Annotated in this window: 28 protein-coding genes; 3 read left to right on the top strand and 25 right to left on the bottom strand. The window is 68.4% G+C overall.

The window, feature by feature from the left end:
- Positions 1–21: 21 nt before the first annotated feature.
- From QME70_12650 to QME70_12695, 10 genes are all read right to left on the bottom strand, one after another.
- The gene (locus QME70_12650; protein MDI6895416.1) at positions 22–1,275 is read right to left on the bottom strand and encodes a Glu/Leu/Phe/Val dehydrogenase; all 1,254 of its coding nucleotides are present in this window, start codon (positions 1,273–1,275) and stop codon (positions 22–24) included.
- Between the two features lie 14 nt (positions 1,276–1,289).
- Positions 1,290–1,853, bottom strand: a complete 564-nt coding sequence (locus QME70_12655) for a 2-oxoacid:acceptor oxidoreductase family protein (protein MDI6895417.1) — start codon at positions 1,851–1,853, stop codon at positions 1,290–1,292.
- Positions 1,843–2,673, bottom strand: coding sequence for a 2-oxoacid:ferredoxin oxidoreductase subunit beta (locus tag QME70_12660; GenBank protein MDI6895418.1), 831 nt, complete (start codon positions 2,671–2,673; stop codon positions 1,843–1,845). Before QME70_12660 ends, QME70_12655 begins: the two co-directional genes overlap by 11 nt.
- A 2-nt stretch (positions 2,674–2,675) precedes the next feature.
- Positions 2,676–3,773: a 2-oxoacid:acceptor oxidoreductase subunit alpha gene (locus QME70_12665; protein MDI6895419.1), complete on the bottom strand. Its 1,098-nt coding sequence runs from the start codon at positions 3,771–3,773 to the stop codon at positions 2,676–2,678.
- On the bottom strand, positions 3,745–4,026 hold the full coding sequence (locus QME70_12670) for a 4Fe-4S binding protein (GenBank protein MDI6895420.1): 282 nt from the start codon (positions 4,024–4,026) through the stop codon (positions 3,745–3,747). The genes QME70_12665 and QME70_12670 overlap by 29 nt, the downstream gene beginning before the upstream one ends.
- A 102-nt stretch (positions 4,027–4,128) precedes the next feature.
- A complete protein-coding gene (locus tag QME70_12675; protein MDI6895421.1) occupies positions 4,129–5,127 on the bottom strand; it encodes a GntR family transcriptional regulator in 999 nt (332 codons plus the stop codon).
- Positions 5,128–5,276: 149 nt separating this feature from the next.
- Positions 5,277–5,588, bottom strand: coding sequence for a preprotein translocase subunit YajC (yajC, locus tag QME70_12680; protein MDI6895422.1), 312 nt, complete (start codon positions 5,586–5,588; stop codon positions 5,277–5,279).
- A 2-nt stretch (positions 5,589–5,590) separates the two neighbouring features.
- Positions 5,591–6,718 (bottom strand): tRNA guanosine(34) transglycosylase Tgt, encoded by a 1,128-nt coding sequence (gene tgt, locus QME70_12685; protein ID MDI6895423.1) that lies wholly within the window; start codon positions 6,716–6,718, stop codon positions 5,591–5,593.
- 194 nt (positions 6,719–6,912) lie between these two features.
- Complete coding sequence (gene queA, locus QME70_12690) at positions 6,913–7,959, bottom strand: tRNA preQ1(34) S-adenosylmethionine ribosyltransferase-isomerase QueA (GenBank protein ID MDI6895424.1); 1,047 nt, start codon at positions 7,957–7,959, stop codon at positions 6,913–6,915.
- A 71-nt stretch (positions 7,960–8,030) separates the two neighbouring features.
- A complete protein-coding gene (locus QME70_12695) occupies positions 8,031–9,710 on the bottom strand; it encodes a SpoIID/LytB domain-containing protein (protein MDI6895425.1) in 1,680 nt (559 codons plus the stop codon).
- A 162-nt stretch (positions 9,711–9,872) separates the two neighbouring features.
- Between QME70_12695 and QME70_12700 the strand changes: the two genes are divergently transcribed.
- Entirely contained in the window at positions 9,873–11,003 is a 1,131-nt protein-coding gene (locus QME70_12700; protein ID MDI6895426.1) for a 2-hydroxyacyl-CoA dehydratase family protein, read from the top strand.
- Positions 11,000–12,217 carry a 2-hydroxyacyl-CoA dehydratase family protein gene (locus QME70_12705; protein ID MDI6895427.1) on the top strand — a complete coding sequence of 406 codons (1,218 nt, stop codon included), beginning with the start codon at positions 11,000–11,002 and terminating at the stop codon, positions 12,215–12,217. The genes QME70_12700 and QME70_12705 overlap by 4 nt, the downstream gene beginning before the upstream one ends.
- On the opposite strand, the gene QME70_12710 is transcribed toward QME70_12705, so the two are convergent.
- The 15 genes from QME70_12710 to tyrS form a co-directional block, all read right to left on the bottom strand.
- Positions 12,207–12,827: a L,D-transpeptidase gene (locus tag QME70_12710; GenBank protein MDI6895428.1), complete on the bottom strand. Its 621-nt coding sequence runs from the start codon at positions 12,825–12,827 to the stop codon at positions 12,207–12,209. The two genes, QME70_12705 and QME70_12710, sit on opposite strands and share 11 nt — an antisense overlap.
- Before the next feature lie 29 nt (positions 12,828–12,856).
- Positions 12,857–14,329, bottom strand: coding sequence for an anti-sigma factor domain-containing protein (locus QME70_12715; GenBank protein MDI6895429.1), 1,473 nt, complete (start codon positions 14,327–14,329; stop codon positions 12,857–12,859).
- A gap of 13 nt (positions 14,330–14,342) precedes the next feature.
- Positions 14,343–15,068, bottom strand: coding sequence for an RNA polymerase sigma-I factor (gene sigI, locus QME70_12720; protein ID MDI6895430.1), 726 nt, complete (start codon positions 15,066–15,068; stop codon positions 14,343–14,345).
- A gap of 74 nt (positions 15,069–15,142) precedes the next feature.
- Positions 15,143–15,364 carry a DUF2905 domain-containing protein gene (locus QME70_12725; protein MDI6895431.1) on the bottom strand — a complete coding sequence of 74 codons (222 nt, stop codon included), beginning with the start codon at positions 15,362–15,364 and terminating at the stop codon, positions 15,143–15,145.
- The gene (locus QME70_12730; protein MDI6895432.1) at positions 15,361–15,915 is read right to left on the bottom strand and encodes an epoxyqueuosine reductase QueH; all 555 of its coding nucleotides are present in this window, start codon (positions 15,913–15,915) and stop codon (positions 15,361–15,363) included. Before QME70_12730 ends, QME70_12725 begins: the two co-directional genes overlap by 4 nt.
- 5 nt (positions 15,916–15,920) lie before the next feature.
- Complete coding sequence (gene ruvB, locus QME70_12735) at positions 15,921–16,961, bottom strand: Holliday junction branch migration DNA helicase RuvB (protein ID MDI6895433.1); 1,041 nt, start codon at positions 16,959–16,961, stop codon at positions 15,921–15,923.
- 7 nt (positions 16,962–16,968) lie between these two features.
- Positions 16,969–17,679 (bottom strand): Holliday junction branch migration protein RuvA, encoded by a 711-nt coding sequence (gene ruvA, locus QME70_12740; GenBank protein MDI6895434.1) that lies wholly within the window; start codon positions 17,677–17,679, stop codon positions 16,969–16,971.
- The gene (ruvC, locus tag QME70_12745; protein MDI6895435.1) at positions 17,676–18,233 is read right to left on the bottom strand and encodes a crossover junction endodeoxyribonuclease RuvC; all 558 of its coding nucleotides are present in this window, start codon (positions 18,231–18,233) and stop codon (positions 17,676–17,678) included. The genes ruvA and ruvC overlap by 4 nt, the downstream gene beginning before the upstream one ends.
- 63 nt (positions 18,234–18,296) lie before the next feature.
- Entirely contained in the window at positions 18,297–18,818 is a 522-nt protein-coding gene (locus QME70_12750; protein MDI6895436.1) for a BofC C-terminal domain-containing protein, read from the bottom strand.
- A gap of 52 nt (positions 18,819–18,870) precedes the next feature.
- On the bottom strand, positions 18,871–19,620 hold the full coding sequence (locus tag QME70_12755; protein ID MDI6895437.1) for a YebC/PmpR family DNA-binding transcriptional regulator: 750 nt from the start codon (positions 19,618–19,620) through the stop codon (positions 18,871–18,873).
- An 18-nt stretch (positions 19,621–19,638) separates the two neighbouring features.
- Positions 19,639–19,794, bottom strand: coding sequence for a hypothetical protein (locus tag QME70_12760; protein ID MDI6895438.1), 156 nt, complete (start codon positions 19,792–19,794; stop codon positions 19,639–19,641).
- A gap of 2 nt (positions 19,795–19,796) precedes the next feature.
- Positions 19,797–20,525, bottom strand: a complete 729-nt coding sequence (locus QME70_12765; protein ID MDI6895439.1) for a ThiF family adenylyltransferase — start codon at positions 20,523–20,525, stop codon at positions 19,797–19,799.
- 60 nt (positions 20,526–20,585) lie between these two features.
- Positions 20,586–21,305 (bottom strand): HesA/MoeB/ThiF family protein, encoded by a 720-nt coding sequence (locus QME70_12770; protein ID MDI6895440.1) that lies wholly within the window; start codon positions 21,303–21,305, stop codon positions 20,586–20,588.
- Between the two features lie 61 nt (positions 21,306–21,366).
- Positions 21,367–22,074, bottom strand: coding sequence for a sporulation protein YunB (yunB, locus tag QME70_12775; GenBank protein MDI6895441.1), 708 nt, complete (start codon positions 22,072–22,074; stop codon positions 21,367–21,369).
- A 154-nt stretch (positions 22,075–22,228) separates the two neighbouring features.
- On the bottom strand, positions 22,229–23,521 hold the full coding sequence (gene tyrS / locus QME70_12780; GenBank protein MDI6895442.1) for a tyrosine--tRNA ligase: 1,293 nt from the start codon (positions 23,519–23,521) through the stop codon (positions 22,229–22,231).
- 304 nt (positions 23,522–23,825) lie between these two features.
- Between tyrS and QME70_12785 the strand changes: the two genes are divergently transcribed.
- Positions 23,826–26,075 (top strand): penicillin-binding protein 1A, encoded by a 2,250-nt coding sequence (locus tag QME70_12785; protein MDI6895443.1) that lies wholly within the window; start codon positions 23,826–23,828, stop codon positions 26,073–26,075.
- Positions 26,076–26,107 lie beyond the last annotated feature (32 nt).

The raw sequence follows: 26,107 nt of genomic DNA on the forward strand, positions 1-26,107 counted from the left end.
TCGCACTCACCCCAGCCTCTGCTAGCCCAGCCAGCCCCGCACCCGCATGGCCTGCACCACGCGGTCCACCGCCACCATGAAGGCGGCCTGGCGCATGGGCACCTTCTTATCCCCGTGCATCCGGTACACGGCGCCAAAGGAGCGCTTCATCATCTGCTCCAGGCGGGCGTTGACTTCTTCCTCGGTCCAGTAGAAGTTCTGCAGGTTCTGCACCCACTCGAAGTAAGACACGGTCACCCCGCCCGCGGAGGCCAGGATGTCGGGGATGACCAGGATGCCGCGGCCGGCCAGGATCTCGTCCCCCTCCGGAGTGGTGGGGCCGTTGGCCGCCTCGGACACGATCCTGGCCTTGATCTGACCCGCGTTCTGGCTGGTGATCTGGTTCTCCAGCGCGGCCGGGATCAGGATGTCGCAGTCCAGAGCCAGCAGGTCGGCGTTGGAGATGTCCCGGGTCCTGGGAGCGCCCTTCACCGTGCCCGTGCGGGCCTTATACTCGCTCACCGCCACCGGATCGAGCCCGTCGGGGCTGTAAGCTCCGCCCTTGGAGTCGTTGACCGCGATCACCTTCGCACCGGCCTCGTGCATGAGACGGGCGGCCACGCTGCCGGCGTTACCGAATCCCTGTACCACCACCCGTGCCCCCTGGGCGGGGATGCCCAGCATGCGGGCGGCCTCCAGGGCCACGATCACGCACCCGCGCCCGGTGGCCTCGCTCCGACCCAGCGAACCCCCGATGATGAGGGGTTTGCCGGTCATGAGACCGAAGTTATTGTACCCCCGCAACTGGCTGAACTCGTCCACCATCCAGGCCATGATCTGGGGGTTGGTGTACACGTCGGGGGCGGGGATGTCCTTCTCCGGCCCCACGATCTGGGCGATGGCCCGGATGAATCCCCTGCTGAGGCGCTCCAGCTCGCCCTTCGACATCTCCTTGGGGTTGCACGCGATGGCGCCCTTGCCCCCTCCGTACGGCAGCCCCAGCAGGGAGCACTTGAAGGTCATCCACATGGAAAGAGCCCTGGCCTCGTCGGCGTGAACGCCGGGGTGGTAGCGGATACCCCCCTTGGTGGGACCCAGGGCATCGTTGTGCTGGGACCGGTAACCCGTGAATACCTTCAGGGTGCCGTCGTCCATGCGCACGGGAATGGAAACCTCCAGGAACCGCATGGGTTGCTTGAGGATCTCGTAGGCAGCCGGCTCCACCCCCAGGGCATCCACCGCTTCCCTGATCTGTCTTTGCACTATGTGGTACGGATTGAGCGTCTCCTGTACCATTCGATTCCCCTCCTCTACCCCGTCCCATTGATCGCTGCGGCGCTCCTCCCTGCCGCCAGTCCGGCCTGCAGGGCCCGCCGGTTGAGTTCCTCCGTTCCCCGGGGAACCCGCCCCAGCACTGCCTTCTCCAATATCTCCTCCGGTACCACCCCCGTGAGGGCCACCAGCACCCCCAGGGCCACGATGTTGGCGACTATCTCCCGGCCCAGCTGTTCCCGCGCGACCCGGGTGATGGGCACCCGGACCGCCCGGTAGGGCCCCGGGGAGATGTCGTCGACCAGGTCCCTGTCGGCCACCAGCAGCCCACCTTCCCTCAACGACCCCAGGTACCGCCGGCACGCCTCCTGGGTCATGACCAGGAGGACGTCCGGGTGGGTCACCTTGGGGTAGTCGATCTCACCGTCGCAAATCACCACTTCCGCCCGCGACGCTCCTCCCCGGGACTCGGGGCCGTACGATTGGGTCTGCGCCGCGTTGCGCCCGGCCAGGACCGCCGCTTCGGCCAGGATGATGGCAGCCGTGATGAGCCCCTGCCCGCCCGCGCCGGCCAGGCGAGCCTCCCACCTCTCACCGCTCATGGCGGTCACCTTCCCCGCTCAAGCGAGCGATCAGCTCCCGGTAAGACCGGGTGTACTCGGGCACGTCCTCCGTACGGTGAAGCTCGCCGATCAGTACCCTGCCCGCCAGCTCCTCGGGCTTCATGCGCCCGGCCTGCGTCACCGTCACCGCCCTCTCCCTGAACCACTCCAGCATGCGCACCGGGTCGGCCATACGGTTGCGCCGTCCGAAGTAGGTGGGGCACTGGGAGAGCACCTCCACGAAGGAGAAACCGTCGTGCCCGAGAGCCCGCGTCACGTACTCGATGGTCTGGTGCACGTGGTAGGTCGTGCTGCGGGCCACGTAGGTCGCCCCCGCCGCCTGCACCAGCCGGCAGAGGTCGAAATCCCGCTCCAGGTGCCCGTGCGGCGCCGTGGCGGTCCGGAACCCCGCCGGGGTAAGGGGGGAGTACTGCCCGCTGGTCATCCCGTAGATCCCGTTGTTGAAGCACACGCAGGTGATGCCCATGTTCCTCCGGGCGGCGTGGATGAGGTGGTTCCCACCGATGGCGGCCAGGTCACCGTCCCCGGCCAGCACCACCACCCGCAGGTCGGGCCGGGCCAGCTTGATGCCGGTGGCGAAGGCCAGCGCCCTGCCATGGGTGGTGTGCAGGGTATCCATATTGAGGTACCCCACGGCGCGGGACGAGCACCCGATCCCGGACACCACCACCGTGCGGTCCGGATCCACCCCCGCCCGCAGCATGGCCCGCACCACGGCTCCCAGGACGATGCCGTGGCCGCAGCCGGCACACCAGATGTGAGGCAGGTGCTCGGTGCGCAGCAAGCGCAGCCCCTCCATCCCTACACCCCCTCCAGCACGGCCAGCAGCTCCTCGGGCCGGATGAGCTCCGAATCCACCCGGCTGTAGCCCACGACCCGGCAGCGGCCGCAGGCGGCCCGCTCTACCTCGCCCACCACCTGGCCCAGGTTCATCTCCGGTACCACGATGACGTCCACCCGGTGGGAGATCTCCTCCACCTCGCGCCGCGGGAAGGGCCACAGGCACGCCGGCCGCAACATCCCCACCGGACGCCCCCGCTCCCGGGCCAGGCGCACCGCCCGCAGGGCCGTGCGGGCCGCGCACCCGTAGGCGAGAACCACCACCCGGGCATCGTCCAGATACCAGCGGTCCACCATGGTGAGCTGCTCCCGCCGGCTTTCCACCTTGCCACACAGCCGCCGGATGAGGCGGTCGGCCTCCCCGGGATCCTCGGTCCAGAAGCCGGAGGGATCGTGGTACAGCCCGGTGACCAGGACCTTCCTGCCCTCGCCGAAGTGCCTCATGGGAGGCACATCGGCGGGGGCGGTGCCCGCCCGCGGACGCTCCCCCCGGGGAATGGCGCCGGGCTCGGGCAGCACCACCCGCTCCCGCATGTGACCGATCACCTCGTCCGAGAGCAGGATGACCGGGATGCGCAAGTCGTCGGCGATGGAAAAAGCCTTGATGGTGAGCACATATGTCTCCAAGACCGACGAGGGTGAGAGCACCACCACGGGATGATCGCCGTGGGTGCCCCAGCGGGCCTGCATCACATCCCCCTGGGCGGGCGACGTGGGCATTCCGGTGGATGGCCCCACCCGCTGCACATTCACCACCACGCAGGGAGTCTCCGTAACGGCGGCATAGCCGATGTTCTCCTGCTTCAGGGAAAAGCCAGGACCCGAGGTGGCGGTCATGGCCCGCACCCCGGCCAGAGAGGCACCGATCACCGCCGCCATGCTCCCGATCTCATCCTCCATTTGAATGAAAACGCCCCCCACCCGGGGTAGGCGCTCGGCCAGCATCTCGGCGACCTCGGTGGACGGGGTGATGGGATACCCGGCGAAGAAGCGCAACCCTGCTTCCAGGGCCCCCTCCACGCAAGCCTCGTTACCCTGCATGAGCCGGGGTTGTGGCATGCCGGGCCTCCTCTCCCGCCTTCCCGCCGGCGACTGCCCCCGTCTCCTCCCCGGCTTCCTCCACCTCGATGGCGAAGTCGGGGCAGCGCAACTCACAGAGCGTGCACACCGTGCACGCCTCCAGGTTGGCCACACGGGGGACACCGTGGGCATCGGCCTCCAGTACCCTGGTGGGACAGAAGGCGATGCAAATCCCGCACCGCTTGCACCAGGCATCGTTCACCCTGATCTCGCTCGCCTTTTTCCTGGGCATGCTATTCCTCCCTGCGGTGAGGAGTCGCGGGCGGCGCGGCGCGCCCTCGCCGCCCCGGCCCAGCCACCTTTGGCGGCCGGACGGGGCGCGCCCGCGCGGCCCTCAGGCGGGGCGCCGCGCATCGAGGAGCGCACTTCGCAACAGATTCAGGGAGCCCGCGTCGGGCCGGTAGACGAACTCGATCACCTCGATGCGCCTGGGGAGCAACCTCTCCACTTCCCTCCGGCGGCCGGGGGAAACGATGACTGCGCCCAATCCGGACAGGAATGTGGTGAGTTCGGCGGGGTCGCGGCCGGTGGTGGCGACCAGCTGGATGTGGTCGATACCCGCCGCCTGCAGGGACCGGGCCACCGTGTCGGCAAAGGTCTGGGAAATGCAGACCAGCCCGACTTTCTTCCCCCGTGGGAGCCGGGCCACCCGCACGATACTGGTGAGGTCCGGGTCCAGCCCTATGGCCAGGATCTGCTTCCCCGCGTTGCCCATCATGGCCCGGACCTCCTGGAGGTGAAAGAAGGTGGTCACCACCATCTCCACTCCGGCCAGGTCGCGGGCCATGGCTTCCGGCTGGTTCCGCCACTCGTCGAGCAGGACCGGCATCACCGCCACCCCGGGCCCCAGGTGCATCTCCCGGTGGATCTGGCGGGCGAAGTAGTCCACCTGCTCGCGGTTGCATTCCACGAAGGCGATGCGCACCCGGCGCAGGTGCTCCTTGCGTTCGCGGGCCCGGGCCTGAGCCAGGGACAGGAACTCGTCCAGGTCGAAACCCAGATTGACCGCCTCTTCCAGGCACACGTCGATGAGCCGGGCCAGCCTCTCCCGGCGCCCGCCGCTCTGCCAGGCTTCCTCCCCCCGCGCCACGTAGGTACCGCTCCCCTGCCGGCACCTGACGAGCCCCTCCGCTTCCAGCTGGCGATATGCCAGGCTCACCGTGTTGCGGCTGAGCCCGAGCTGACGGGCCATTTCCCGCTCCGTAGGCAGGCGGTCCCCGGGAGCCAGACCGCCGGTACGCACCAGGTGCTCCAGGTACCGCTTCAACTGCAGGTACAGGGGCACACCTTCGCACCGATCGAGCTGGAAGTCGAGTTTCGCCAACGGCCTCACCCTGCCGGGGGCACCTCCTGGCAATTGGACCCCTCGCCAGGTCTATTCGCCATTGGCTGCCTGATTCCTCCCGGCCGCGGGCGCCTATTGGACCCGCAGCAAGCTCCAATTACCACCGTGCGGTGCGGCCCGGGCAGGGATCGTCCGCGTCACTCCTTGTTTCCTTCCTCTTTGCCCTTCTCTTTCTCCTGGCCGGGGGAGGACATGACATAGCCCACCCCGCTGCGCTGCAACTCCACCTCTACCCGGTCGGCGATGCGCACCAGGAACGAGTTCTCCCGCACGGCCGTTACCATGCCCACGATCCCCCCGGCGGTGACGATGCGGTCGCCCGCCCGGACGGAGGCGATCATCTGCTGGCGGCGCCGCTGCTGCGCCTGCTGGGGCCTGATGAGGAGGAACCACATGAGGCCGAACAACAGGACGATCCACAGGATACCCACCATCTGCTGGCTTGCCACGCTCAGACCTCCTTTTCATCGGCGAAGGATAACCCGGATTCTTCACCCGCCAGAATGCCCCTGCGCAGGTCTTCGGCCAGGCGGGTGAGGAAGCGCACGTTGTGGGCGGAGACCAACCGGCCCCCCAGGGCTTCCCCGGCGGTGAAGAGGTGCCTTATGTACGCCCGGGAGTACCGCGCGCAGGTGGGGCAGTCGCAACCCTCTTCCAGGGGACGATCGTCCCGGGCCAGAGCGGCGTTTCTGACCTGCAGCCTGCCCGCCCCGGTGAAGGCCACCCCGTGACGGCCCATGCGGGTGGGGAACACCGAGTCCATCATGTCCACTCCCAGCTTCACCGCTTCCACCAGGTCCGCAGGGGCCCCCACCCCCATCAGGTAGACGGGACGCCCGGGGGGCAGCACCTCCTTCACAGCCGCCACCATCTCCCAGGTGAGGGAGCGGGGCTCGCCCACCGACAGCCCTCCCACGGCGAACCCGTCCACGGGGAGATCGGCCACCTCCCCGGCGCAGGCGCGGCGCAGGTCCGCCCACATGCCTCCCTGGATTATACCAAAGATTAGCTGGCGGTTGCTGCCCCCCGCCAGACCGGCCGCCGCCCGCCGGGCCAGCGATCGGCGTAACCACTCCGCCGTGAGCCGTGCGGCTTCCTGCGTCTCTTCCCGCGTGGCCGGATAGGGAAGGCATACATCCAGGGGAACTACCACGTCCGCCCCCAGCCTGGCCTGGACGTCCATCACTTTCTCGGGCGTCCAGAAGTGCAGCGATCCGTCCAGGTGGGAGCGGAACTCCACCCCCTCCGGGGTGACGCGCCGGAAAGAGGCCAGGCTGAACACCTGGAAACCTCCGGAGTCGGTCAGCATGGGGCGGGACCAGCCCATGAAGCCGTGCAGGCCCCCCGCTCCCGCCACCACGTCGGCCCCCGGGCGCAGGTAGAGGTGATAGGCGTTGCTCAGGATCATGCGTACGCCCAGGCCCTCCAGGTCGGCAGGCTCAAGGAGCTTGACCGCTCCCAGGGTTCCCACGGGCATGAACACGGGGGTGGGGACTTCTCCGCGGGCAGTCCGCAAGACCCCTGCCCGCGCCGCGCCGTTGGGACTTCGGGCCTCAACCAGGAAGCACGTCTTGGGCACTTACCGCTTCCCCCCGGACCAAGGGTCGTGGCCAGATAGACGCAGCCTTCACATCAAGCTTCCCATTACCCGGGATGAAGGTTGCATCCGCGGTTGGGTACCGATTCCTCGTACTCACACCGTCTCCCTGCACTACCGCACCGGCACGAGGGACAAAGCCCTGCCCGGACCCCTGACGACCCATCCCCACCGGGTTAGACGATGAGCATGGCGTCCCCGAAGCTGTAGAAACGATACCTCTGGTTCACCGCTTCCCGGTACGCAGCCAGGACGCGGTCGGTGCCGGCCAGGGCACACACCAGCATGAGCAGCGATGAACGGGGCAGGTGGAAGTTGGTCACCAGAGCGTCCACCACCCGGAACCGGTACCCGGGGTAGATAAAGAGGTCGGTCCATCCTTCCCCCGGTCGCACCTCGCCCGCGGGAGTGGCTGCCGTCTCCAGGGTGCGCACCACGGTGGTCCCCACCGCCACCACCCGGCTCCCCCGCCGCCGGGCGGCATTGACGGCGGCGGCCGCCCGCCCCTCCACCCGGTAGTACTCGGCGTGAAGCGAGGCTTCCTCCACCGTCTCCGTGCGAATGGGGCGGAAGGTGCCCAGCCCCACGTGCAGGGTCAGGTAGCACATCTCCACTCCCCCCGCCCGCAGGTCCTCCAGCAACCCGGGGGTGAAGTGCAGCCCGGCCGTGGGGGCTGCCGCCGATCCCGGGCGGCGCGCGTAGACGGTCTGATAGCGTTCGCCGTCGGCCAGGGGACGGTGGATGTAAGGGGGCAGGGGGATCTCTCCCGCCTGCTCCAGCACCCGGGCCAGCGACTCCCCGGCATCCCAGACCAGTTCCACCTGGCGCAGTCCCTCGGGGAGTATCGCCGTCACCACTACCTCCAGCCCGCCCTTTTCACACGCCAGGTGGGTACCGGCCCGCAGGCGCCGGGCGGGCCGCCCCAGGGCTTCCCACGTCTGGCGTCTCCCTTCCGCCGGGGACAGGGGACGGAGAAGCAGGACCTCCGCCCTTCCTCCCGTGTCGCAGCGCCTGGCGTGCAGCCGGGCCGGAATCACCCGGGTGTCGTTGAACACCAGCAGGTCCCCCGCCCGCAGGAAGCGGGGCAGATCCCGGAACCGGTAGTGCCCGGGGGCCTCCGCCCTGCGGTCCAGGACCAGCAGGCGGGAAGCATCCCTGGGCTCGATGGGCTCCTGGGCGATAAGTTCCGGCGGCAGGCGGTAGTCGAACTCTTCCGGCCTCATGCTCGAAGGGGGGCCTCTTCCTTCCCAGCCCGCGCCCGGGGCGCGCAGCCCTCTCGGGAGCTCATGCTCGTTCAGGGGACAGGCACGGACTGCGCGGTCACGGTCCCCGTGCCCTGCAAAGTGGTACCCCGGTAGTAGTACTGCAGGATCTGCTGGTAGTTATGCCCACGCTCCGCCAGCGCCTTGGCCCCGTATTGGGACATGCCCACGCCGTGACCCCAGCCCGAACCCGCGAAGTGAATGCGGGCGGGCAGGAGTCGCCTTCCCACCAGAAACGCCACCAGTTCGGGCTCTGCGGGCGGCGCCGGCGGAGCGGGCGGCGCCGGCGGGGTACCCGGAGGCGGGCCAGGCGGATAAAGCCAGGGAGGTGCCCCGGGGGGAAGGCTGCCCGCGGTGGGACCCTCGGGCAGGGCGGGTTTCTCCTCTTCCTTGACCGCCGGGGCAGGGGCGGCCCGGCGCAGGACTTCCTTCAGCGATGCCACGCCCTGCCCCGCGAGCACGGCCGCCTTCCCCAGGTCGAGAGAAGTCAGCCGGCCGGAGGCATCCAGCACCGCCACCACATTCTTGAGGGGAGCCGGCCGCACGTAGTCGGCCATCCCGGGCTCCCGCGGCTCCATGTCGAACTTGGCACTTCGCAACCCGACCCGCAAGTAGAAGGTACTGGCGGGCAGCACCACCTGGCCCCGCGAACCTATCACCGCCAGCCTGGTCCACCGTCCCGATACACCGCGGGGGCCGGCCGGTTCCACCCGGTATACCTCGCCCACGTCGTGACCGGCCGCCGCCATGGCCTGACCGACCTCGGCCAGGCTCACATCCTTCTCCCAGTGCGCCCAAGGAGAATCCTGGTCGAAGTCCGGCACCCCCCGCAAGTAGGGGACGGGAGACACCCAGACATTCTCCACATTCTCGGTATACCCCCCCGAGGCGGCATGATAGAAGGTACGGGCCAGCGCACCCTGGTAGGTCAGCACCAGGCCCCGGGTGGCATCCACCGCAGCGTTAGACTTCGGGTCCTCAACCGCGATGCCGCGATAGGCCTGGTGCACCGGGGTGTCCAGCAGGTCGTACCCGGAACCGGGGCCGCTCGAGCCCAGCCGCCCCACCGCATAGGTGCGGGCCGCCACGGCCTGTGCCTTGAGCGCCTCCGGTGGCCAGGAAGGAGACATCTCGATCCCGACCACCCCGCAAAGGTACTCCTCCAGGGGCAGGACGTTGACGGCGGTCAGGCCCTCCCCGTCCCGGTATATCTCGATCTCCCCCCGGTAGCGGTAACCCTTGCACCACAGGAAACCCGTCTCGGGGATGGCGGGCCCCCTCTCCAGGCCCATGCCGGGGGCAAGGGGAACCGGGACTCCGCCCAGGGCCACCGAGGCCTGGTCTGCCGGAGGAGCACCCACCACCTTCACCCGCAGCGGTCCCGAGAACACGCCCTTGACCTGGGGATCGCCCAATATGTCCTGCTGTCCCGGGGGAGCAGCCACTTTGACCGGGTACAGTACCACCTTGATCCCCTGCGAGACCGGTGTCATCTCCCAGACCGCACCGGTCCCGGCCTGATCCACCCGGGCGCGGACGGCCAGGTTCCACAGCTCGTGCTGGCCCCGCGCGGTAACCCTTACCTGGGGCTGGGCTACCAGCAGTGCCACCCTCACCGTGCGCGACATGCGATCCTGCGCAAGGGCCCGGGGCACCACTGCTACCGGGAGGATGACAAATGCTACCAGCAAAGCTGCCACGATCCGCCTCATTCCGGACCACACACCTCCGGTTTCCGCCCCCGCCTCTACTTCGACAGCATTCGCACGCCTCCTCCCCGATTCGCCCGCCCCGCACAGCCAACCCTCTCGCCCTGCCTGTGCCGGAGCGAGGGCGGGGCAGGGAACGGGGCGCAGGGGGACGAAGGAGACGAAATGCAGCGGCATCTTCCGGGCGCGGGGAGGGGAGAGCAGGTGGACCGGGGCGAGTTCGGGTACCTGTGCATCTATTTCCCCGTCGAAGTGGTGATGGCCGCCGGTTATCGGCCGGTGCGCCTGTTGCCCGCCGCTCCTGCGCCCTCTGGAGGGATGCTCCCTCCCTTCCTGTGTGCACCCGTACGAGCCTACCTGGCGTCCGCCCTGGCCGGGGAATACCGCCACGTGGCGGGGGTGGGCATCACCCACGCCTGCGATGCGATGCAGTGCCTGGCTCAGGCCTGGCGTGTACTGGTGAACGAGCCGCCGCTATTCCTCCTCATGTTTCCCACCCGGCGGGACAACGCTGCTCTGGGTCGCCTGGCGGCAGAGCTGCGGGATCTCGGCGCCCGGCTTCCCGTGCCGGTCAGGGAATCCGCCCTCATCGAGGCCATAGCTGAGGCCCGGGCCCGGAGACGGCGGGTGCAGGAAGTACTGCGGCGGCGGGGCGACCTGCAGCCGGAAGCAGTTTGGCGCGTGCTCTCCCAACCCTGGACCGCTGCGGGGGTGGACGCGGGAGGCGGCGCGGGGGGCGGCGCGCTGGCGGCGGCGGAGACGGGAAGTGGCAGCGTGGCTCGGATCGTGCTGTCGGGGAGCGTCCTCTCTTCGCCCCGCTTGCTGGAGATGGTGAGCGAGGCGGGAGGAACGGTGGTGGGGGACGACCTCTGCTCGGGAGAGCGCGGGCTGGGGGCCCCGCTACCGGCGCCCCCGGACGGAGGAACGGCTCCTCACGACGGCGAATCCGCCGTCCAGGGACACGCGCTGGGGGATCCGTGGGGGGTGCTGGCACGCCAGTATCTGGACATGCCGCCCTGTCCCTGCCGCCATCCTTCCCCGGCTGAGAGGGTGCGACACCTCCTGGAGCTGGTTGCAGCCCGCCGCGCCCGGGGTGTGATCCTGTTGCGGGAGAAGTTCTGCGACCCCCACCGCTGGGAAGATCACGCGATCATGGGCGAGTTGCGCCAACGGGGTATTGCCGTCCTCGAACTGGAAACCGAGGCGGGTGCCGTGGCCGGGGAAAGAGACCTCACACGCCTGCAGGCCTTCCTTGAGACCCTGGAGGCGGGACCCGGCGCCCGGGGGGAGTGGTGAGGACCGTGGACGTGCCCCGCCTGCGCTGCCTTCCCGCCATGAACCGCATCCTCACCCGCCATTACCTGGGGGCGCGGTACCGCATGCTGCTCCATCCCCTGGACCGCCCGCCCGTAGCCTGGGTTACCAGCGGAGCCCCGGTTGAGCTACTGCGCGCCATGGGGGTCGTGTGCCTTTACCCGGAGAACTACGCCGCCGTGGTGGCCGCGCGCAAACAGGGGGCCACCTTCTGCCAGGTGGCGGAGGATGGCGGCTACTCCCGAGACCTGTGCTCCTATGCCCGCATCCACCTGGGGTCGGTGCTGGAGCCTCGCCGGGCTCCCCTGGGGGGCCTCCCACGGCCGGACCTATTGCTGGCGTGCAACAACATCTGCGGTACGGTGGTGAAGTGGTATCAGGAACTGAGTCGCCTGCTGGGCGTGCCTCTCTTCCTGCTGGACGCCCCGTTCCTCTACGGCGATGAAGAGGCGGCAGCGATAGATTGTGTCCGGGTCCAACTGGACGAAATGGTGGGGTGGCTGGAGAGGGTGACTCGCCGCCGCCTCGACCCCGGGCGGTTGCACCACACGGTGGCACTGGCCGCCCGCACTACTGCCCTGTGGGAGGAGATTCGTCAGCTGGGCCGCCACCGCCCCTCGCCCCTTAACGTCCCCGACCTCTTCGTCACCATGGGCCCGGTGGTGACGGTAAGGGGGACCCCTCAGGCAGCAGCATTCTACCGCACGCTGCTTGGCGAGCTGCAGGGCCGCGTGCGGCAGGGGGTAGCCGCGGTGCCCGGGGAGAAGCTGCGTTTGCTGTGGGACAACATCGCCATCTGGTACCGCCTGTACCGCTTCTTCCGCCCTTTTGTGGAGCGGGGGGCCTGTTTCGTGGTGGATACCTATACGGCGGGCTGGAGCATGCGCCCGGAAGGCGATGACCCCCTCGAGGCCCTGGCCCGCGCGTATACCACGGTGTTCCTCAATCAGGGAGTAGGGGCCCGGGCCCGGCAGATCGCACAGATGGTGGAAACCTACCGGGTGGACGGGGTGGTCATGCACCACAACCGGTCGTGCAAACCTTATTCCGGCATCCAGCCGGTACTGGCCCGCATGCTCACGGACCGGGGCATCCCGGTCCTCCTGGTGGAGGCCGACATGGCCGACCCCCGGGTCTACGGTGAAGAAACCACCCGTAACCGCGTGGAGGCTTTCCTGGAGAGGCTCAGTGGATGATCACCGGTGTGCCCGGCGGTATGTTGAGGTAAAACCACTCGGCGTCCTTCAGAGAAAGGCGCACGCAGCCGTGCGAGGCCGGCTGGCCCAGCCGCCCTGCCTCTTCTTCCAGGATGCGTCCCTCCCGGTCCATGGGCACGGAGTGAAACAGATACTCCCCCCAGTTGTGGAAGGAAACCCACCACTTCCCACCCTGCTTGTATTTCTCACTGAAGAACCAGGTGCCCCGGTTCTCGATCCTGAACTCGCCCAGGGGGGTGGGCTTGTCCGGCGTACCGGTGGAACACACCATGGCGCGGGCCGGTTTCCCGTCCCGGTAGACGTACACCTTCTGGGCGGCCACATCCACCACCACCCCCCACCCCTCTTTGGTCACGGCAACGGGTGCGGGGGGCACTTCTTCTCCCGTCTCGCGGCCACCCTCACAGCCGCCCTCGGTACCGGCATCACTCCCGGAACCTGCCCCTGGGGCCGGCCCGTGCCCGTTCACGGCCGGAGGAGCCTCCCGTCCGTTCAGAGGGGAAAAAACCGGACCGCCCGCGACCGCCCAGGCCAGCCAGGCGGCCAGGAGCACGAGCGCCAGCCACGCTGAGATCGATTGTCTTGGCACCTCTCCCACCCTGTCCGGGCCTGTCTACTCTACCTGTCCCCGGACTTCTTCTGCTCCCCGGACTGTTCTTTCTCGTGAACGCCCGGCGCGAGGAACTTCTTCATGAGACCGGGCAGTTCCTTTTCGACCCGGGTCTTCTCCCACACCTTCTCCAGCAACTCGCGGGGGGAGATGGTCTCCTCCTCCCCTTCCTTCAACTCCAGCCCGGGGAACAGGGGCGGGGAGGGAAGGCCGAGCCCCGGACCCTCGCCCGGCTTCCCTCCCAACCCCGGCAGACCTTGACCTTCCCGAGTACCGGTTCCCTGCTTCTCACCCGGGCCTTCCCCCCCCGGCAGAGTAGCCCGGTCGGGGGCGGCACCACCGGGGGCGGGACCGCTGGCTCCGGGCCGGATCTTACCCCCGGGGACGGTCTTGTCACCTCCGGGGGGCGTGGATTTCCCAGACACCCCCGCACCGCCTTCCGGTGCCGCCTTCCCTTCCGTCCCGTTCGTTTCCCGTTCGCCCTGCCCGGCTGCTTCCGGCTCCAGCCCGGCACCACCCGGCTCGCCCTCCCCCTCGGCGGAGGGCCCCTGTGACCTGGCCTTCTTCACCTGGATGTCCCATGCCTGCCGCAGCACCTGAGCCACCGGCCCCTTGCGCAACTGATCCAGGGTGACTTCGATCCCCGCTTCCCGGGCCGCCAGATACAGGGCCAGCCGCCCCGGCGAGATGTCCAGGCGCGCGGCCTCGTCGCGCACCTCCGGTCCGGCCGCCAGGCCCTTGACCAGGGACGGCAGGCCCCGTTCGTGCAGGAGCCGGGCGGTGACCATCACCGCCTCATCCTTCACCCGGGCGGGGTCAAGGGACGGTAGCCCGGACCGCGAGGGCTTCGGCGCAGGCCGGGAGACCCCCGGCGCACCCGCCTGGCCGGGGCCGCCCGCACCGTCCGGAGCACCACCCGCACCCGGAGAAGGAGCCGGACCCGTACCCGGGGAAGGCGCTCCCCCTGCTGTGACGGGAGGCGCCGCAGAGCCGGACGGCGTTGATTGGCCGGCAGGGGTAACCGTGACCAGCACGGCTCCGGGGCGGTCTCCGGACAGGTACCCGTGCTCTACGGCCCGCACAGTGAGATCGGACAGCACTCTATCGAGGGTCCGGCGCCGGTAGGGGAGCCCGGTCAGCAGTTTCTCCCCGTCGGCGTTCAAGGCCCGCGCCATGCACACCCGCTCGCGGGCATCAATGCCCAGCTCCAGGCTGGGGTTGATGTCCACCGACACGTACGCCACCACCGGGCCCAGGGCCCAGTAGTGCTGATATGCCAGCCCGCCCGGCAAAAGGAGCATCAGGAGCACGCAGGCCAGGGCAAGGGCCGGGCGCAGGTACCCTGCTCGCCCGCGCTCCCAGGTCACCTCTTCCCCGGGCCGCCATCCCTCCCGGGGAACGCGCATGCGCAGGAACCGGCCATCGGGCGTGAGCACGGTGGCCATTTTCCCCTCTATCTCGAGCACAATCCCCCGCTTCACTTCCCTATCCCCTCTACGGGAGGCCCCGCGCGCTGTCCCGCAGGTAATCCTGCAGGTAGGGGAAGTCCTCCAGCAACACCAGGGTCATGGCCAGAATATACTTGCGATTGCGCTCCAGCATCTTGCGCCCCAGCCCCAGATTCGCCTCCAGTTCCCGCACCGGTAACTCCCCCCGCTCCAGCACCTGCCTGCCCAGCCCGGGGCGACCGGCCAGGTAACGCGCCGCCCGCAGGGCCCGCTGCCTGGCGTCCCGGTGGCGGGGGGAAATCCGCACCAGTTCCCGCAGGCTCAACCCGATCTCCTTCAACCTGGTGCCGAACCTGGTCACCTCTTCTCGCCTCTCCCAGGTCTCCACATAAGCCTGGTGGGCCGCCCGGGCGGCCTCCACCTCGACCGGTGCGTATACGCTGCCTTCCTCGTCTTCTTCCTGCAGGGTAGATAGCGGGATCTCCCGCGCTCTCCGTACCTCCCGCCGGTAGTGGTCTATGAGCCGGCGTCTGATCACCGTCTCGCAGAAGGTGAGAAACGCCACTCCCCGGTCGGGCCGGTAACTATCGATGGCCTCGTTGAAGGCCACCAGGCCTATCGACGCCTCTTCGCTGGACCCCGTCACATATCCCCCCTGTACTCGCGACACCACCCGCAACACAAAGGGCTGGTAATCCCGCAGGAGGACCTCCCGGGCACCCTCGTCCCCGGCCTGGGCCTGAGCCACCAGGTCGTCAGGGCTGGGATGCACCTCCTACCACATCCTTTCGCAGCATCAGTCCCGGTTGCGTCCAAACGGGGCTCGGGTGCGGCCGCAGGAAACGCTCAGCGACGCGACAGCAGGAATCCCAGCAGGGTGAGCAGGAGGCTGAGCACTATACCGGTCATGAGGGGGAAGTAAAGGGTAAGACCGTCCCGGCGGATCACGATGTCACCCGGCAATCTCCCCAGGGGCAGCACGCGCGCCCCGAAGGTCAGGATCAGTCCGAGGACCACCAGCACCAGCCCGAACAGAAGCAGCATGCGCCCGACCTGCTCCAACGTCATCCCCCCCTGCGAGCGGCGCGGTAGTAACGCTCCCGCTCGCTGAACAGGCACCCGCAGTACCCCTGCCGGTACATGCCCAGCTCCCTGGAGATACGCACGGCCTGCTTCCAGCCCGGGCGAAAGTCACGGTAATAGAAGGAAACCCCCCGCACTTCTCCCGCCTCCCGGCCCGCCCGGGCCACCGCCCCGTGATCCTGATAGGGGCTCACCAGCAGGGTGGTGGTGAAGGCATCGTATCCGCCGGCCGCAGCCCGCCGCGCCACCTCGTCCAGCCGGATGCGGTAGCACACGGGACAGCGCCGGGCGGGGTCGTCGGCACACGGGAGCACCGCTTCCAGGTAAGCCTTCAGGTCGTAACGGTCATCCACTTCCAGGTCGGCGCCCACCCGGCCCAGGTAGTCCCGCAGGGTCAGGAGTCGCCTTTCCCATTCCCGGTAGGGGTGGATGTTGGGGTTGCAGTAACACGCGGTCACCGCGTGGCCCTCCTCGCGCAGGGCATCCAGGGGGAAGATGCTGCAGGGGCCGCAGCAGGTGTGCAGGAGCAAACGCATCCGCTTCATCCTCGAGCGAAGAACTCCAGCTGCCGCGCGGGCGGCTCCAGTCCCAGGTGACGGTAAGCCAGGGCGGTCACCGCCCGCCCCCGGGGAGTGCGCTGCAGAAAGCCCGCCTTGAGGAGATAGGGCTCGCACACTTCTTCGATGGTATCGGGCTCTTCCCCCACGGCGGCCGCCAGCGTGCTCAGGCCCACCGGCCCTCCCCCGTACTTAGAGATTATGGCGCGCAGCATCTCCTGGTCAACCCGGTCGAGCCCGGCCTCGTCCACCTCCAGGAGCCGCAATCCTTCCCGGGCCACCTCCATGGTGATGACCCCATCCGCCCGCACCTGGGCGTAGTCCCGCAACCGGCGCAGCAGGCGGTTGGCCACCCGGGGCGTTCCCCGCGATCGCCTCGCCACTTCGCGGGCTGCTTCATCTTCGATCTCGACCCCCAGGATGGATGCCGCCCGCACCACGATCTGGGTCAGCTCCCGGGCGTGATAGAAGTCCAGGTGCACGATGATGCCGAACCTGTCCCGCAGGGGCGAGGTGAGCAACCCCGCCCGGGTGGTCGCCCCCACCAGGGTGAAAGGGTGGAGCCGGATGCGGTTGGTGCGGGCGGTGGGACCCTTGCCGGAAACCCAATCGAACATGAAGTCCTCCACGGCCGGGTACAGGGTCTCCTCGGCCTTGCGGTTGAGGCGGTGGATCTCATCTATGAACAGGATCTCTTTCTCCTGCAGGTTGGTGAGGATGGCCACCATGTCGCCGGCCCGCTCGATGGCAGGTCCGGAGGTGGCCCTTATACCCACGCCCATCTCGGCCGCCAGAATGTAAGCCAGGGTGGTCTTGCCCAGGCCCGGCGGTCCGTAAAGCAGGACGTGGTCGAGATGCTCATCCCGCCCCCGGCACGCCTCCAGGAAAATGGAAAGGCGCTCCTTCACCATTGGCTGCCCCACGAACTCGGTCAGGGTGCGGGGCCGCAGGCTCTGCTCGAACAGCTTTTCTTCCTCGCGCGCCCGCCCGCTCACCAGCCGCGCGGCAAAGGCCTCCTCAGACAACAACCGCTCACTCCTCCGTCAGGCGTCCCTGGCGACCGAGCCAACGCAGGGCCGCCACGATGACATCGTCGGCGGTAACCTCTGGGCCCGCGGCCTCCAGGGCAGCGGCAACGGCCTCGGCCGCCTCCCGGTGGGAATACCCCAGGGCAGAGAGAGCGTCACGGGCCTGGTCCCTCGCGGCAGCCAGCTCGCTCCCGTCCGCCGTGACCGTCCCCCCGGCCGCTGCAACCGCGCTCGCGGCCGCGGGCCCCGGTACAGTCTCTCCCGCTGCGGCCGGCCCGGCGGCCGCTGCCGCCTGGACGGCCCGCGCGGCCGCTGCCGGCACCCGATCCCGCAGCTCGACCAGCAGGCGGCTCACCGTCTTCCTGCCCACTCCCGAAATCCCCCCCAGGAGGGAGGCATCCTGGCGGAGTACGGCCTGCCAGAAACGCGCGGGAGGGCACCCGCCCACGATGGCCAGGGCCAGCCGGGGGCCCACCCCCGACACCCCCTGCAGGGTGCGGAACAACTCCCGTTCGGCCGCGGTGGCAAATCCATAAAGAGAGATCTCGTCCTCCCGGATGTGGAGGTGAGTGTAGAGGGTGACCGTCTCGCCGGGGGCGGGCAGGGCCTGAGCCGCACCCGCGGGCACCTTCACTTCCAGCCCCACTCCCCCCACTTCCACCACCGCGTGGCCGGGCCCGTTCTCCAGAAGGCGCCCCTTGAGGTGAGAGATCATTCCTCCCCCACCTCCGCCCGGCCCCAAGGGCCGGCCCCCGCCCGGCCCTCCTCTGCCATGCCCGCCTCCTCGACGCGGGACAGGGTCTGCCGGTTGAGCAAGCAGCACACCGCCACCCCCAGGGCGTCGGCGGCATCCTGAGGACGGGGGTGGGACTCCAGGCCCAAACCGCGGGCCACCATGTCCTGCACCTGGGTCTTGGTGGCCCTGCCGTATCCCACCACCGCCATCTTCACCTGCAGGGGGGAATACTCGTAGACGGGCAGCCCGGCTTCGGCCGCCGCCAGCAACGCCACCGCCCGGGCCTGCCCCACCGCGAAGGCGCTGCGCTGGTTGCGGCAGAAGAATATCTCCTCAACAGCAACGGCGGAGGGAACATACTCCCTCACCACCTGCTGCAGGCTCCGGTAGAGACGGAGCAGCCGCTCGGCCAGGGGTATCCCGGCGGGCGTGTGCAGGCAACCGTATCCGGCGCAGGCCAGTGCTCCTTCCCGTTCTTCCACCACGCCGTACCCCAGGGCAGCCGTCCCGGGATCGATTCCCAATACGCGCAAAGGCAATCCCTCGATATGCCCCGTTTCGACGACCGGTCCATCCAATCCTCCCCACCGGGCGGGTCAGTCCCCCAGCCCCTCCAGGAAGCGGGTCACCTCGCCGTCGCCCTCCACCAGCACGCCCTGCTGCAGCAGCTCCCGGTCTTCCGGGAGCAGGGTCCGGGCATCCACCGGCGTCACCTCCTTGAGCAGAAGGTGATCGCGACTGCGCCCGTAGTACACGGCCACCTTGCCGTCCGAGATGGTGAGGAAGCGATAGCTGACCATGTCCGGGCAAATGGCCTCCACCTGGCGCTCCAGTTCGATGCGGGTGGGACTGAAGGAAAGCAGGGTCCACCCCGGGTGGTGCTTCATGAACTCCTCCTGGGTGCAGCCCACCAGCTCCGGCCACACGGCAGCCTCCCGCTCCTCACGGTAGCCGCACAGCAGGTAGGTGGTACGGTACAGCACCGTCGCCCCTTCCCCCACCACGGGGGAGCGGTCCACTGCCCGATCGTGACCCCGGTAAAAGGGGGACAGCACGAGAACCGTGGTGAGCACCGCGGCTGCCACGCCCAGGACGATGAGATACCGTTTCGCCCTCAACAAAGCCAGAACCCCCGGCAAACCTAGTTTGCCCGGGGGCTTATCCTCATATTCAGACGGCCAGGCGGCGCATCTCCTCGGGTGCCATATCGAAGTTGGAGAACACCCGCTGCACGTCATCGTGCTCGGACAGGGCATCCACCAGGCGTAACACCTGCTCGGCTTCCTTGCCCGACACGCGCACCGTCGTCTGGGGCACCATGGTGACCTCGGCGACCTCCGGGCGCATCCCGCTCTGTTCCAGGGCCGCCTTCACCCGGCCCACATCCTCGGGAGCGGTGATCACCTCGTAAGACTCCTCATCGCTCTGGAAGTCCTCCGCCCCCGCTTCCAGGGCCACGGCGAGGATGGCGTCCTCGCCCCCCACGCTGCGGTCCAGAGAGATGTACCCGCGCTTGCGGAACATCCAGCTGACGCACCCGGTCTCACCCAGGCTCCCGCCATGCCGGGAGAACAGATACCGCAACTCGCTGGTGGTGCGGTTGCGATTGTCCGTGACCACCTCCAGCATGATGGCCACGCCGCCTGGTCCGTAACCTTCGTAGGTGAGCTCCTCGTAGGTCACGCCCTCCAGTTCGCCGGTTCCCCTCTTGATGAGCCTGGTTATGTTGTCGGCAGGCATGTTGGCGTCGCGGGCCTTCTCCACGGCGATCCGCAGCCGGGTGTTGGCGTCCAGGTTGCCGCCGCCGTGGCGAGCACCCACGATGATCTCCCGGGCCAGCCTGGAGAACAGGTTTCCGCGCTCGGCATCCTTCCTGGCCTTGGTATGCTTGATGTTGGCCCACTTGCTGTGGCCGGACATGCCCTCACCTCGCTCTCATCAGTAGTCTACTTTCTGCACCACTCCCACTACCCCGTAACGGCTGCGTACCAGCCAGCGGACGATCACCAGCTGTCCCCCTGCTCTGTGCACCACCCGCCACCCGCGCAGGCGGCCGTGCCGGATACGGTTGCGGGAGCGCGATCCCCGTTGCATGCTCATTCCCCCTTTTGGCCGGAACAGTAGGGACATCCGGGATCGGTGTGACATTCCACCTCGCGAAAGCGTCCGGTCATACCGTCAAAGGAGAGGTACCGCCCGGACAGCAGATCTCCCAGATCGAGCAGGATCTTCAGGGCGAGGGCGGCCTGCAATACCCCCATGGCCCCCGCCACCAGGATCCCGAGGCCCCCGGTGATCGGGCCGTCGGAGTCGTCCGGAAAGGCGCAGTTCCAGCACGGCCCCTCTCCGGGTACCACGGTGAGTACCCGTCCTTCCCACCCCCGTACCGTCGCCCCCACCAGGGGCTTGCCGCCGGCCAGGCACAGCCGGTTCAGTTCCTGCCGCCATCTGGCCGAGCCGACGCACCCCACTATAACATCGTACCTGGGCACCAGGCCGGCAATGTCCGTCCCGACGTACTCATCGACGTCCACGGCCGGGTTGAGAGCCCGCAGGCGGCGCGATGCACCCCTTCCGGCCACGTCCCCTCCCCACGCCGGGTAGTGGACGTGAGCGAGGCTCTCCCCCTCCTCCGGGTCCACCAGACCCAGGCGGCCCACACCGGCGGCAGCCAGGTAGAGGGAAGCCGCCAGGCCCTGGCGGCCCAAACCCACCACCACAGCAGCAGACCGCAGCAGGCGGCGCTGCCCCTCCACCCCGAAACCGGGGAGGAGGAGGTGCCGACCATATCTCTCCATGTCCTCCCGAGTGAGTACCGGCGTCATGAACTCCTCCGGCTTCGTCCTCCCCCAGCCCCCCGCTCGCCGCGGAGTGCACCCCGCCCCTCAGCAGGTGCCGTAATCATCCGCCAGGCGGGTGATGCGGGGCCCGTCCCCGCACACGGGGCAGCGGGGGTCACGGCTCAGGGCCACCTCGTCCCAGGTCATGAGGCGGGCATCATAGAGAAGCAGCCTGCCCCGGTAGGTCTCCCCCCGCCCGGTCAGGTAACGCATGACGTCCATGGCCTGCAGGCAACCGATGAGCCCCGGCACCGGACCGAATATCCCGGCTTCCCGGCAGGTGGGTACCGACCCCGCGGGCGGAGGTTCCGGGAAAAGACAACGCAGGCACGGCCCCTCTCCGGGGAAGAACAGGCTGGCCTGACCCTCGAAGCGGAACACCGCACCGTACGATAGGGGCTTCCCCAGCAGGTGGCAGGCATCGTTCAGGAGATACCTGGTGGCGAAGTTGTCGCAGGCGTCCACCACCACGCCGTACGGGGCCAGGACAGATTCGGCGTTATCCCTGGTGAGCCGTACGGGGTAGAGGTCGATCTCGAGATCGGGTCGAACCTCTCTCAGCCTGTCGGCGGCTGACTCCACCTTGGGTCGCCCCAGGTCGGGCGTGGAGTGAATCACCTGGCGCTGCAGATTCGACATCTCCACCGCGTCGCCGTCCACCAAACCCAGCCTGCCGATGCCCGCCAGGGCCAGATACAGGCTGGAAGCAGAGCCCAGGCCGCCGGCCCCCACCACCACTGCTGAAGCCTGCCGGAGGTACTCCATGCCTACCTCCTGACAGCACGTCCCGTGCCGTGCTCTATCGTAGCAATGTGCAGGAGGCCTGTCAACGCGGGGTGTACAGCATTCCCGGAGGTACCTCTCCCACGATGACGGTCTGGGCCACGGGAATGGAGCAGGTGGTTTCCACCCACCGGCTCCAGAAGGGGCTGGCCACGGTCACCCCCAGCACCACGTGCAGGTACAGGGCGTACCGGGTCTGGTTGATCCCCGCCCCCTCGAAGCTGTCCCGGAAATCTATCCGCGCCGTCCCCACCGGGCTCACCCGTACCGGAATGCGGGGGCCCCACCCCGCCCACAGACCGTTGCCCAGGAGCTGGCCCAGCGGAATGTACAACAGCCAGTGATCCTGCCGGCGGATCTCTTCCTGCAGGGCGGCCAGCACCCCGGCTGCCATGCGCTGCATCGTGGCAATGTCGGGCTGCACGTACCGCACCTGACCCCCGTCCCCCGGCTGTACCCGGATCAGGTCCCGGCCCGCATACTCCGCCATTACCTGATCCAGGGCCCGGTAGACGGCCTGGTTGGTCAGCAGGACCGCTTCCCCCTCGGCCCGAGCCCACAGAGAAGCCATCACCTGCCCGGCGCCCGCCCAGCCCACCAGGGCCAGGATGACGAGGCAGCTTGCGACCGCCGCCGTCCACCTCCGCCGCCGGGAAGAGCGCGGCCGCGTTCGTCCCCCCGCACTGCCCCTCCCCCGGCTCCGCCACCTGGGGTAGAGGAGGGAGCGGTACCACCAGCCGCGGAGACTCACGGTATCATCCTCGCCCAGCCAGCTTATGCCCGCACGGCGGTGGCGGTGCGCGCGGAGGGGGCGCGCGCGGCGGTGGTGCGGCCGCGCGCGGACGCTGCAGGCTGCGCGCAGGTCACGCGGGACGCGGCGGCGGGCGCGAAGCGGGCAGAATATGTTATGGGGCCCAGCGCACGCGCACGAAGCGCCGCCAGCCCACCTGCAGGACACTCTCGTTGGGAACCTCGCAGGACGCCTCCGGGTCGGTCACCTGCAGCCCGTTGAGCCGCACCCCACCCTGCTCGATGAGACGGCGCCCTTCGCTGTGGGATGAGGCCAGGCCTGCCAGCACCAGCAACCGGGGCAACCACACCCGCACAGGAGCCTCGCCTGCGGGCGCATCCGCCGCGCCCTTGGCCGCTGCCCGGCCCGGCCCGGTTACGGGCCCCAGAGAGGGGAGGTCCGATACGCCTGCCTCGCGGAGGGAAACGGTCCTTTCAGGTACGTCGGCGGGGATCTCCCGCCGGGAGAATACGCGCACGAAGCGTTCTTCCGCCACCCGCGCTGCCCTGGCCCCGTGGTAGATGGTGACGACCTCGCGGGCCAGCCGCATCTTGGCCTGGCGCGGGTTGAGCTGACCCGCCTCCATGTCCCGCATCATCGCTCTTACCTCTGCCATGGGCACGTCGGTGCACAGCTCGAAGTATGCGCCGAGTAAGCTGTCCGGAACGGACATGGTCTTACCGTACATCTGGTCGGGCGGTTCGGTGATCCCGATGTAATTGCCCAGGGACTTGGACATCTTCTGGACTCCGTCCAGGCCCACCAGGAGGGGCATGGTGAGCACCACCTGGGGGATCAAACCGTACTCCCGCATCACGTCCCGGGTGAGGAGGAAATTGAAGGTCTGGTCGGTTCCCCCGAGCTCCACGTCGGTGCGGGTGGCAATGGAGTCGTAAGCCTGGGCCAGGGGGTAGAGGAGCTCGTGCACGCTGATGGGCCGACCCTCCCGGAAGCGGGCGGCGAACTCATCCCGCTCCAGCATGCGGGCCACCGTGTAACGGGAGCACAGCTCCACCACTTGATAGAAGTCCAAGCGGCCCAGCCAGTGGGAGTTGAAGAGGATCTCGGTGCGCCCGGGATCCAGGATGCGGTACACCTGCTCCTCGTACGTGCGGGCGTTGGCCCGCACCTCCTCCTCGGTGAGCGGCTTGCGCGTCTCCGAACGACCGGAGGGGTCTCCGATCCGCCCCGTGAAGTCGCCCACGATGAACATCACCTGGTGCCCCATATCCTGGAACTGGCGCAGCTTGCGCAGCACCACCGCGTGCCCCAGGTGGATGTCGGGAGCGCTGGGGTCGGCACCCAGCTTCACCCGCAGGGCGCGCCCGTTCTCCGCTGCCTCCTTGAGCTTGCCCTCCAGCTCCTCGGGCAACCACACCGCTGCGGCTCCCCGCAGCAGCGTCTCCATTTGGTCGCGCGTGCCGTTCAACTCTTTCCCACTCCCCGTTTCTACCTCGCGCCATTGTACCACGTGCCCGCGCCCGCCCGCCAGAGGCTCACCTGCGGACTGAGGGCCACCGCCTGCCAGAGAGGCTACTGGTCCCTGCCGGATCACCGCCGGTAGAACATCGGTGCGATTTATCGAAAGCATGTGACTATGGGGTAACATACATAAAATGAGTATCACTATGAGAGTATATTTGTACAGGTCTTGGGGAGGAAGCCGGGTATGCAGTGACGAATCAGGGAATCACGAAGGGAGTTTCGCCTGCGTGCGCGTTGTGGTTCGTGTCGGAGCAGCATCGCTGGTCCTCTTTCTGGCCCTCATCCTGGGTACGGGTGCAGGGTTCCTGGCCGCGGGCATCTACCGGGTGCGCCCGGTGCTGGCCGCCATGGAACCGGACCCCGCCCTGTCCAGCCTGATCTACGATGCCAGCGGCAACCTGGTGACCGCCATCCCCGGGCGGGAGAAACGCATCTACGTGGACCTCAAGGAAATCCCCACCCACGTGCAGGACGCTTTCCTGGCGGCAGAGGACGCCCGCTTCCGTTACCACGCCGGAGTGGACCTGCGCGCCATCGGGAGGGCCCTGTGGGAGGACGTCACCACCGGCCGTATCGCCCAGGGGGGGAGCACCATCACCCAGCAGCTGGCCCGCAACGCCTTCCTCACCCAGGAGCGCACCCTCAGTCGCAAGGTGCAGGAAGCCATCCTGGCCGTCATGCTGGAGCGGGAGTATACCAAGAATCAGATCCTGGAGATGTACCTGAACCAGATATTCCTGGGGCACGGGGTGTACGGGGTGCAGGCGGCGGCCCAGCTGTACTTCGGTAAGGACGCCCGCGATCTCACCGTGGCGGAGGGCGCCATGCTGGCCGGCATCACCAGGGCGCCCAACCTGTACTCGCCGTACGTAAACTTCTCCCTGGCGAAGCAGATGCAGTCGGTGGTCCTCGACCAGATGGTCAAGTATGGCTTTCTGGACCGTGCCGCCGCGGACAAAGCAGCGGCCCAGCCCATCAAGCTGGTGGGCCTGGAAAACGCCCAGGCGTATCCGGCCCCCTGGTTCGTGGATTACGTGCTGGACTACCTGCTGGCCCGCTATCCGGCCGATCAGGTGTTCCACGGCGGGCTCAAGGTCTACACCACCCTGGACACCCGCATCCAGAAGGCAGCGGAGCGGGCCGTCAAGCTGCTGGATCGTCCCTTCCCCCTCAAAGAAGGCCAGCCCTCGGTGCAGGCGTCGGTGGTAGTCATGGATACCCAGACGGGGTACCTGCGGGCCATCGTGGGGGGCCGGGACCACCGCAAGCTGCGGGAGTTCAACCGCATCCTGGCCAAGAGGCAACCGGGGTCTGCCTTCAAGCCGGTGATCGACTACGCTGCCGCCTTCGAGGCCGGGTGGGGGACGGGCACCATCCTGGACGATGCTCCCGCAGCCTGGCCCGATCCCTATTCCGAGACCGGCTTCTTCCGTCCCGAGAACTACGACTACAAGTTCCTGGGACTCATCACGGCGCGACGGGCCCTGGAGCAGTCCCGCAACGTGCCCGCGGTGAAGGTGCTGGACGCCATGGGCGTAAAGACCGGGGTGGAGATGGCCGAGAAGCTGGGGATCACCACCCTGGTCACCTCCGGCAAGCACAACGACATGGGCCTGGCCACCGCCCTGGGCGGCGTGACCGAAGGAGTGCGGCCCCTGGACATGGCGGTGGCCTTCTCCGCCTTCTCCAACGGAGGAGTCAAGGTGCAACCCCTGGCCGTCCTCAAGGTGGTGGACCGGGACGACAACGTGCTGGAGCAGTCCGGGCCCCAGCGCGAGGTGGTGATCTCTCCGGAAACTGCGTACATGATGACAGATTGTCTGAAGGGGGTGATGACCAAACCGTGGGGAACGGGACGGGCCGCGGCCATCGGCCGACCCGCCGCAGGGAAGACGGGAACCACCAGCGACTGGCGGGACGCCTGGTTCGTGGGGTACACGCCCCAGCTGGTGACCGCGGTGTGGATGGGGTACGACCAGGAGAAGACCATGCCCCCCGGGACCACCGGAGGAGGCTACCCCGCCCGCATGTGGAGGGAGCTGATGAGCGAAGCCAGCCGCGACCTGCCCCCTGCCGACTGGGAAAGGCCTGCCGGCCTGGTGTCGCTGCCCATCTGCAACAAGTCGGGCAAGCTCCCCTCGTCCCTGTGCCCGGACGACCAGGTCACCCAGGAGCTATTCCGCCGGGGTACCGAACCCACGACCACCTGCGACGTGCACGTCCTGGTCACCGTCTGCCCCGACAGCGGCCAGCTGGCCACCCCGTTCTGCCCCAACGCGCAGGAGAAAGTGATGATCCGGCGTCCCCAACCATATCCCCCCGATCCCAAGGGGAGAGTGCCGCTCGATGCGGCGGAAGAGGCACCCCGGGAATACTGCCAGGTACACGCTCCGGGCGTACCCCTGCTTCCCGGAGTTCCTCCTGCAGTTCCCCCTCCCAGTTCACCTCCCAGTTCACCTCCCAGTTCACCTCCGTAAGGGCCATGTGAGCATATTCCCGCAGGGAGATG

The organism is Bacillota bacterium (genome assembly GCA_030019365.1).
In the GTDB taxonomy this organism is placed as follows: Bacteria; Bacillota; Sulfobacillia; order JACIYH01; family JACIYH01; genus JACIYH01.

Bases quoted from the DNA above. Each gene is read 5' to 3' on its own strand.
- QME70_12660 (MDI6895418.1), bottom strand. From the start codon at position 2,673: ATGGAGGGGCTGCGCTTGCTGCGCACCGAGCACCTGCCTCACATCTGG.
- QME70_12655 (MDI6895417.1), bottom strand. From the start codon at position 1,853: ATGAGCGGTGAGAGGTGGGAGGCTCGCCTGGCCGGCGCGGGCGGGCAG.
- QME70_12770 (MDI6895440.1), bottom strand. From the start codon at position 21,305: ATGGAGTACCTCCGGCAGGCTTCAGCAGTGGTGGTGGGGGCCGGCGGC.
- QME70_12650 (MDI6895416.1), bottom strand. From the start codon at position 1,275: ATGGTACAGGAGACGCTCAATCCGTACCACATAGTGCAAAGACAGATC.
- QME70_12730 (MDI6895432.1), bottom strand. From the start codon at position 15,915: ATGCGTTTGCTCCTGCACACCTGCTGCGGCCCCTGCAGCATCTTCCCC.
- ruvA (MDI6895434.1), bottom strand. From the start codon at position 17,679: ATGATCTCTCACCTCAAGGGGCGCCTTCTGGAGAACGGGCCCGGCCAC.
- tyrS (MDI6895442.1), bottom strand. From the start codon at position 23,521: ATGGAGACGCTGCTGCGGGGAGCCGCAGCGGTGTGGTTGCCCGAGGAG.
- QME70_12700 (MDI6895426.1), top strand. From the start codon at position 9,873: ATGCAGCGGCATCTTCCGGGCGCGGGGAGGGGAGAGCAGGTGGACCGG.
- QME70_12765 (MDI6895439.1), bottom strand. From the start codon at position 20,525: ATGACGCCGGTACTCACTCGGGAGGACATGGAGAGATATGGTCGGCAC.
- QME70_12760 (MDI6895438.1), bottom strand. From the start codon at position 19,794: ATGCAACGGGGATCGCGCTCCCGCAACCGTATCCGGCACGGCCGCCTG.
- QME70_12695 (MDI6895425.1), bottom strand. From the start codon at position 9,710: ATGAGGCGGATCGTGGCAGCTTTGCTGGTAGCATTTGTCATCCTCCCG.
- QME70_12755 (MDI6895437.1), bottom strand. From the start codon at position 19,620: ATGTCCGGCCACAGCAAGTGGGCCAACATCAAGCATACCAAGGCCAGG.
- QME70_12665 (MDI6895419.1), bottom strand. From the start codon at position 3,773: ATGCCACAACCCCGGCTCATGCAGGGTAACGAGGCTTGCGTGGAGGGG.
- QME70_12670 (MDI6895420.1), bottom strand. From the start codon at position 4,026: ATGCCCAGGAAAAAGGCGAGCGAGATCAGGGTGAACGATGCCTGGTGC.
- queA (MDI6895424.1), bottom strand. From the start codon at position 7,959: ATGAGGCCGGAAGAGTTCGACTACCGCCTGCCGCCGGAACTTATCGCC.
- QME70_12725 (MDI6895431.1), bottom strand. From the start codon at position 15,364: ATGACGTTGGAGCAGGTCGGGCGCATGCTGCTTCTGTTCGGGCTGGTG.